General features: G+C 51.9%; 3 protein-coding genes. 1 reads left to right on the plus strand and 2 read right to left on the minus strand.

Translation table 11 applies throughout. The features are described from left to right. Positions 1-230 precede the first annotated feature (230 nt). A complete protein-coding gene (locus tag IQ260_RS29540) occupies positions 231-1,085 on the minus strand; it encodes a spondin domain-containing protein (RefSeq protein ID WP_228016556.1) in 855 nt (284 codons plus the stop codon). Between the two features lie 349 nt (positions 1,086-1,434). Here IQ260_RS29540 and fghA point away from each other — a divergent pair, with 349 nt between their 5' ends. Beyond that, complete coding sequence (gene fghA, locus IQ260_RS29545) at positions 1,435-2,298, plus strand: S-formylglutathione hydrolase (protein WP_193996626.1); 864 nt, start codon at positions 1,435-1,437, stop codon at positions 2,296-2,298. A 23-nt stretch (positions 2,299-2,321) separates the two neighbouring features. On the opposite strand, the gene IQ260_RS29550 is transcribed toward fghA, so the two are convergent. Beyond that, positions 2,322-2,784, minus strand: a 463-nt coding sequence (locus tag IQ260_RS29550; RefSeq protein ID WP_193996627.1) for an EAL domain-containing protein, incomplete at its 5' end; no start/stop codon positions are given.

Raw genomic sequence — 2,784 nt, forward strand, 5'->3', positions numbered from 1 at the left:
GGAGGGTATTTAGAACATCGACGGAAAACACCTATCGGGATTCAAGTCCTTTGGAAAGGATGGGCAAAGTTACAGGGCCTGGTTGAAGGTTGGCAACTAGCGAACCAGACTTAATAGGAAAAGTCAGTGCAATGGATGCGCCCTAAAGAAGATAAAAAAAGGAGAACTGACGCTCTCCCGGTTTGGCTCAATTGTGTTCGTGTGTGTGATCAGTAGGATCGTAGAGGCGCTTAGGCAGTCTGCTTACGCTGGCGGCTAGCAACTACCAAACCACCTACCGCCATCAGCCCAAGAATCGTCCCAGGCTCAGGGACATCCACATCATCCACCAGCTCTACCCGGAAGCGAGCCACCTGGTAACCAGACGCCGTGAAGTCAGCACCGGTAAAGTTTAGCGGTAGACCATTGAGGGCACTAGAGTCTGTAGTGCCCAGAATAATCCCTGCATTCAAACCGGGGTGCTCTGTCACCACGCCATTTTCATCGGTGCCCGTATTGGGAGCAGCCTGCCCCAAAAATGCCGTACTGAAAGGCAGTTCATCATTGACTTCGGTGCCGCCATCTAGCACTTCATTGCCCAGAACGACAAAGTCAGCCCCCAAAAAATTACCCGCATCATCAAAGATTTCATGGGCCAGCGGATTGCCATTGGCAATAAAGGCATCGTTGCTGGGAATCACCATGGAGGCGTAGCTAAAGTACTGATTAGTCGCCGGATCCACATCCAAGGTAAAGCTAGTCAGTTCGCCAGGCTCCAAGGGCGGCGGCCCATCGCTGAGCAACGTAGCCTGAACACCACCGGGCTCTTCTGCGGCAAAGGCAGTCGTTAGCGCAGTCGTATCTCCGTCTTCTACCAGAGACTCTAAGCCAGCAAAGTCATCCAGTGATTCATTCCGATCGTAAAGATCAAAGGTGCCATCGTGGAAGCCGACCCATGCAGGTGTTAAAAATCCACCGTTAATCGGTGCCAGGTTCTCAACGGTTACCCGCAGCGTAGCGGCAGAGGCCGCCGTCGCTGTTGCGGTCACAGCGGTCACAGTCCCCACAGCCGCTAAGGCTAAGCGGTGAGAACGGAGAGCAAACATAGTCATAACTAGAATGATAGAACTTCAGTGGCCATACAAGTGCCCTGCCCACGGTCGTGCCCCCAATCAATCAAACGATCGGCGGCACCCGACAACACAGAAAGGGCATCCCCCTGCATAAGGATTGTTGGTGAGAGGGGTAATTCTCCGCTGAGGAGGGTTTGAAAAACCCCTGAGAACTATGTAACGGAAATAAGGACAGCCTGAGAAAGGGCTGAGAGCGCTCAATCTGAAGGGAAAGACACAGCCAGGCTAGTAGTCGTGGTAGGGTTTTGGCACAATTTACGAGCATGGGGGCTTACTCTCAGGATCGGATTGGGCACAGAGCAGCAAGACACTGGAGTGAATCATGGCCAATGAAACAGGTGAAACACTGACATTACTGAGCCAGCATGGCTGCTTTGGTGGCACCGTCAGTATCCATAGCCATCCGTCTGAGCAGTGTCAGTGCACCATGACGTTTGCGGTCTATGTGCCGCCCCAGGCTAAGAGCAAACCGGTGCCTGTGCTTTACTACCTATCGGGCCTGACCTGCAACGAGCAAAATTTCATCACCAAAGCTGGAGCCCAGCGCTACGCCGCCCACCACGGCCTCATGCTGGTGGCCCCAGATACCAGCCCCCGTGGGGAGAATGTGCCTGACGAAGAGGGCTGGGACTTTGCCAGCGGCGCTGGTTTCTATGTGGATGCCACCGAAGAACCGTGGGCTAAGAACTACCGCATGTACAGCTATGTGACTAAGGAGCTGCCCGCCCTCATCCAGGCAAACTTTTCAGTGGATTCTCATAAACAGGGAATCTTTGGCCATTCCATGGGGGGTCACGGTGCGCTGGTGTGCGGTCTGCGGAATCCTGAGAAATATCAGTCCATTTCAGCCTTTGCTCCCATTGCGGCTCCCAGTCAGTGCGCTTGGGGAAAAAAGGCCCTGGGCAGCTATCTAGGGTCTGATCAAGCTACCTGGGCTGCCTATGATGCTAGTGAATTAATCAAACAGCATGCCCAGCCCAGACGCCCCATCCTGATTGACCAGGGCTTAGCCGATCCGTTTTTAGAGCAACAGCAGCTAAAGCCTGAGGTATTTAAAGCGGCCTGTGAGGCGGCGGGTCAACCGCTAACGCTGAGAATGCAGGAAGGGTACGACCATGGTTACTACTTTATTGCCACATTTATGGAAGATCATGTCAGGCACCACGCTGAGGTGCTGTGTGGCTAAAAGCCTCAGCTCCTGTGCTATGCCTATATCAGCGGAGAGGGTTCTGCAATGTAGTACCCCTGCATCAAATCGATATCAATTGTTTGCACCAGACCAGACAGCTCTTTAGTTTCAACAAATTCAGCAATGGTCTGCAGACCCATGACTTGAGCGACATTGTGAATGGCTTCAACAATTGCGATCGCAGCCTCATCAAGGGCCATATCGGTAATAAATTTACCGTCAATCTTCACATAATCCACCGGCAGTGTTTTGAGGTAGGCAAAGGACGACATGCCACTACCAAAATCATCTAGGGCAAAGGAAAAACCTAATTTTTTTAAGTGATGCATAAACTCAGCCGCCTGGCTCAAATTTCTCACAGCGGCTGTTTCAGTAATTTCAAAACAGATGCACTGGGATGACAAATGAAAATTAGCCAGCTGCTCAATCAGGAATATCCGAAACGCATCATCCCCCAGACTTACTCCAGATAAATTGATCATG

Source organism: Leptolyngbya cf. ectocarpi LEGE 11479 (assembly GCF_015207065.1).
Classification (GTDB): domain Bacteria; phylum Cyanobacteriota; class Cyanobacteriia; order Phormidesmidales; family Phormidesmidaceae; genus Leptothoe; species Leptothoe ectocarpi.

Coding starts and splice junctions, on each gene's coding strand:
- IQ260_RS29540 (WP_228016556.1), bottom strand. CDS start 1,085: ATGTTTGCTCTCCGTTCTCACCGCTTAGCCTTAGCGGCTGTGGGGACT.
- fghA (WP_193996626.1), top strand. CDS start 1,435: ATGGCCAATGAAACAGGTGAAACACTGACATTACTGAGCCAGCATGGC.